The organism is Candidatus Cloacimonadota bacterium (genome assembly GCA_021734245.1).
Lineage (GTDB): Bacteria > Cloacimonadota > Cloacimonadia > Cloacimonadales > TCS61 > B137-G9.
The window spans coordinates 1-5,676 of the sequence record JAIPJH010000131.1; the positions used below are offsets into that span (position 1 = coordinate 1).

The following is a 5,676-nucleotide window of genomic DNA, read 5'->3' on the forward strand; positions in this document are numbered from 1 at the left end:
ATGAAAAAGGTCTTGTTTTCATTCCTAAAGATGAACTCAAGAAATCCTTTATTATCCATCTTAAGCATGATTTGAAGTTACTCAAACAGATTCATAAAAACTGGTTTGAAGATGGCATTAAAGAGGATCCAAAATTAGACAATTTCAAAAAGGAAATTGTAAAGCAGCTCAAAGAAGATCCCAAGAGGAAGATCGTTGTTTTTAGTGAATACACCGATACAGCCAGATATGTTTTCGATAACATCAAGAATGATCCTGTTATCAAAGCAATCTACTATTCCAGTGCCGAATCGAACAAAATAAGAAGAACTATCAAAGAAAATTTCGATGCTTCATCTGAAGTTCAGAAAGACAAATATAACATAATAATCACTACCGATGCTCTTTCAGAAGGTATTAACCTGAACAGAGCTGGTACAATTTTCAACTATGATATTCCTTACAATCCAACCAGAGTAATTCAGAGAGTTGGTCGTATAAATCGTATTGGCAAGATGCTTTTTGAAAAACTTTATATCTACAATTATTTCCCAACTGAAATTGGTGAAGGTCACATCAGAAAAAAAGAGATCTCCACTCTCAAAAAAGCTATGATAGACACACTTCTCGGAGAAGATACACAAGTTCTAACCGATGAAGAACAACTGGTTTCGTACTTCCACGAGCAATATAGCAAAGCATTGGAAACTCAGGAAAGCGAATCCTGGGATGTGGAATATCAAAATGAATACTACAATATCCTCAGTGGTAAACCGGAACTTCTTGATAAAGCCAAAGCTATCCAACATCGAAGCAGAACCAGAAGAACAGTGAAAAAAGACAGAGCAGGTGTTCTTGTATTTGGTAAGAAAGGTGAGGACTTCACCTTCCGGTTAGGAATCAGTAATATAGATTCCGAAGCTATCACAGCAGAAGAAGCTCTTAAACTGTTCAAGGCTGAACTTACAGAACAACCAAAGGTTGTCTCAGATACATTTGACGCAATTTATCAGAATGTTAAAGAAAATATGTATATTAATAAATCCAAAGTATCAACCAAAGGCAAAAGGGCTCGTACACTAAATAAATTAAAAGCTTTGATTACTGCTGTACCCAAGAAGAAAGACTATCTGCAAGACCTTTATACTGTAGGAAAAGAGCTTAATTCCCTACCGGATGGTGTTTATAGTATTATTCGGATAATCGATACAAAATCGATTGATCAAGATATAAAAGAATTAATGAAAGAAGTTCCACACAGCTATCTTGATAAGATCATCAAAGCTGCTAAACAGATTGATGAAGGATCTGAAACTCTGATCTTATCGGAGGAGTTGATATGAAAAACTTGCAAAATAATTTATACAATGAAATTTCAAAAATTATCGAAAATGCCAGAAATCAAGTTCGCAGAAACGTGAACAGTACTTTGGTTATCACTTACTGGCAAATCGGTAAGCTCATTGTGAAAGATGAACTCAACGGTAATTACCGAGCCAATTACGGCAAAGAAATTTTGCAGAACCTTTCTGTGCAATTGACCAATAACTTTGGTAAGGGATTTGATGTTACAAACTTGCGGAAAATGAAACAATTTTATGCATCTTTCCCAAAACAAGACTCAGTGAGTCTCGAATTGAGCTGGACGCATTATCGTCACTTGCTGCGAGTGGAAAAAGAATCTGCCAGATTCTGGTATCTGCAGGAAGCTATCAAAGAAAACTGGTCAACCAGAGCATTAGAAAGACAGATTAACAGCTTCTATTATGAAAGATTATTGAGCAGTAAGATTAAAGAAGCGGTTATTAAAGAAGCAAAAGAGAAAACAGAAAAAAACAATCCCAAAAACATCCTTAAAGATCCTTATGTATTAGAATTTCTACAGCTTGAAAATAGACCACAATACACTGAAAATGAAATGGAAACCGCACTTATCGATCATTTGCAGAAATTCTTGCTGGAACTGGGCAGAGGTTTCTCCTTTGTAGGTCGTCAAAAACATATCAATCTGGATGGTGAACATTTTTATATTGATCTGGTTTTCTATAATTTCATCCTGAAATGTTTTGTGCTTATAGATTTGAAAAAAGGCAAACTTACGCATCAGGATATTGGTCAAATGGATACTTATATCAGAATTTATGAAGCAAATGTTCGGGCTCAAGATGATAATCCTACTATCGGACTTATTTTATGCAGCGAAAAGAACGAAGCTGTTGCCAAATATTCCATATTAGCTGAAAATAAACAGCTCTTTGCCAGCAAATATAAATTATATCTACCTACTGAAAAACAGTTGGAAAATGAACTGAATAAAGATAGAATACTGATTGAAAATGAGATAAATAAATACTAGGACGATGAAAATGAAAAACTTCCTGAATTCAAACTATTCTAGAGAAACCTGGATTAATTTCCTGCAGAATCAGTTCTTACCAAGTGATTTTTCTCTGCGGAGAGAACAGATCGATATTGATTTCCAATCCAAATATATCAAACCTCAAGCCTATTGGATTGGCGATTGTGAATCGCTGGGAGATCTGGCTATTATCGAAGTAAAACATGAATCCGAATTTGATCCTCGCATCGGTGTATCTCGTGATGCATTCCGTTTGATGGCAGAACATCAACTGAGCAAAGCGCTCTTCTTCTTTGTCTCCGAAAATTCCAATAACTATCGCTTCTCACTTATAACACTTGATCTTAAACTGGAAGGGAAAGATGTAAAATATAGATTTTCCAATCCCAAGCGTTTCTCATTCTTCTTAGGAGAAGAAGCAAAAATCCATACTCCGCAGGAATTCCTCTTTGAGAAAGGCAGAATTAAAGATTTTGATGATCTGCAAGGTAGATTCTCTATTGAAGTTGTGAACAAAGAATTCTATCATGGAATTCAAAGATTATTTTACAAACTGGTCGGAGGAAAAGTTAAACAAGGTTCCAAGAAATTTGATTTTACACCTATGCTAAAGCTCCCATCAACCAACGATCATCAAACCATGCAGGAATTCAGCGTAAGATTGGTTGGTCGCTTGGTTTTCTGCTGGTTCCTCAAAAAGAAAAAATCAGATGCCGGAATACCTTTAATACCGGAAAACATACTTTCATCCGATGCAATTGAAAGGGATTATTATCATAAAGCTATTGAGCCATTATTCTTTGAGTTATTGAATACTCCAATCGATGAAAGAAGAGATGATTTCCGTAGTAGTGAGTTTGATCTAATTCCGTTTCTTAACGGTGGTTTATTCGATCCCAATCTGCATGAAGATTATTACCGATATTCACCTATGGAGAAAGAATATAAACCATCTTATAATTTGGTAATCCCTGACGAGTGGTTAGAAGAATTTATCACTCTATTGGAAACCTATAACTTCACTATCGATGAGAATACATCTATTGATATTGATTTGTCTGTTGATCCTGAAATGCTGGGTAGAATATTTGAAAACCTGCTGGCGGAAATCAATCCCGAAACAGGTAATACAGCTCGAAAAGCCACCGGAAGTTACTATACTCCTCGCCCCATTGTGGAATACATGGTGGATGAATCACTCATCCTGTACTTACTCACCAAACTTTCTCCCAAATTTCCTGAACAAAGTAAAAACCTTGCCAGTCATTGCGAGGAATCTTCTTCGAATGAACTTCCGAAGCAATCTCAATTGGAAAAGCAGATTCGTGAATTACTGGATTACAACATTGAAGGAACGGAGCTGATTAAAGAACAAAAAATTGCTGTAATAGATGCTCTGGATGCGATAAAGGTGCTCGATCCTGCTTGTGGTTCAGGAGCTTTCCCTATGGGTATCCTGCAGAAAATGCTGCTCATTTTACAGAAAGTTGATCCTGAATCAATTGAATGGGTAATTCGACAATTGGATAAAATCCCCAATAAACTGGTGCGGCAGACTTTGGAAGATAAACTGATGAATGAAAACTGGAAATATAAACACAAAATGGGAATTATCCAGAATGCTATTTATGGAGTTGATATACAACCTATTGCTACTGAAATTTCCAAGCTGCGTTTATTCCTTACTCTCATCGTAGATGAAAACATAATCGATGAAAAGGCAAACAGGAATATCCATCCGCTTCCAAACTTATCTTTCAAATTTGTAACAGCCAATACTCTCATTGGATTAGGGAAAACACCTGATTTAGATGACTGGATGATCAAACATGCCTATGAAGAATGCGTGACCGATATGGAACAAGTTCGTGAGCAGTATTTTTATGAATTCGACAAATCTAAAAAAGCTCAGTTAGAAAATAAAATTAAGGATATCCAGAAGAAACTTTATAACATTATCATAGAGCACCAAATCCATTCTGACTATTTCAATAAATTGATCAGTTGGAATCCTTTTGAAGACAAAGCTTCTGGATGGTTTGATCCCAGTTGGATGTTTGGAATTAGCGATGGGTTTGATGTTATAATAGCAAATCCTCCTTATGGTGTAAATATACCTTCAACTCAAAAAGAGTACATAAAGAGACAATTAATAGATACAAAAAATTCAAATTCTGCTTCGTATTTCATTGATTATAGTAAAAATAAGTATTTAGCAGAAGATGGGACATTAACACTTATTGTTCCAAAATCTCTTCTTTATTCGGGAAGATGGTTTAGCTTGGTTCTCGCATTATTAACTCGTACTTCATCCTTGCTCGATGTGGAAAAAGGATTTGAAGATGTTTTACTTGAACAGGTTTCATTCACTTTTTCTTCGATGAAATCTAAGACTTATAAATCACTAAAATATAATGGAAATACTATTGATCAAGTTAATATAATTGATAAATCAATTGTAAGGCAATTAAAGGCTTGGATTTGTGATGTTAATAAATTTGAACTATCTATTGTTAATAACAAATTCAAAAATGTAATTGAAATGAGTCAAATATCGAAAACTACAAGAGGATTAACATTTCAAAAACATCTTAAATCTACTGGAGATATTAAAGCGATAGGTGGTAAAAATATTCAAAAATATTACATAAATAATTTTAAAGGCTTTTTAGATAAAGAGCTCATTGATTCAAATAAAAAAGCAAGAAGTTTAATGTGCCCAAAGATAATTTCTCAAAGGTTAGTAGCACATATTCAAAATCCATACCCACATATGAAAATCACTTCAACAGTAGATAAAAATGGATCTATATTTGGTGTAGATACAGTAGAAAATACAATAATAACTAATCGTAAATTTTCAAATAATTTTATCCTTTCACTACTCAATAGTAAATTGTTAAGTTGGTATTTATACAAGTTCATTTTTTGTTCAGCTATAAGAACAACTGATTTAGATAATGCATACATCGGTAAATTACCAATAAAAGACAGTGAAAATAAATGTTTGTTCGAAGAATTAATTGATAAAATTATTGATGAAAAAAAGGGTGGAAGAATCACACAATATTTGGAAGATCAACTCGACCTAATGGTTTACAAACTTTATGAACTCACTTATGAAGAAGCAAAGATAGTCGATCCTGAATTGGATAGTGTTTTGTCTCAGTTTGGTTTGAGCAAAGAAGATTATGAGCATATGAGTGTGGAGGAGTTAGCAAAGCTTAATATGAGTGATGAGGAGCTGGAGAAATTACAAACCGAAATAGACTGTTCATTTGATAATGAATCACAAAAAGAATTGGAAACTAATCGAAAACATGTTAGAAACATTGAAC

At 34.2% G+C, this 5,676-nt stretch carries 3 protein-coding genes; all 3 read left to right on the plus strand.

All coding sequences use genetic code 11. The features are described from left to right. Nucleotides 1-1,322 (plus strand): SWF/SNF helicase family protein (locus tag K9N40_12970; protein MCF7815380.1); only part of this gene is annotated, 1,322 nt, incomplete at its 5' end. Beyond that, nucleotides 1,319-2,335, plus strand: a complete 1,017-nt coding sequence (locus K9N40_12975) for a PDDEXK nuclease domain-containing protein (protein MCF7815381.1) — start codon at nt 1,319-1,321, stop codon at nt 2,333-2,335. The genes K9N40_12970 and K9N40_12975, both read left to right, overlap by 4 nt. Nucleotides 2,336-2,345: 10 nt before the next feature. Beyond that, nucleotides 2,346-5,676, plus strand: a 3,331-nt coding sequence (locus K9N40_12980; protein ID MCF7815382.1) for a hypothetical protein, incomplete at its 3' end; no start/stop codon positions are given.

What these genes read in the sequence shown, in the direction of transcription:
- K9N40_12975 (MCF7815381.1), top strand. Translation starts at nt 1,319, where the DNA reads ATGAAAAACTTGCAAAATAATTTATACAATGAAATTTCAAAAATTATC.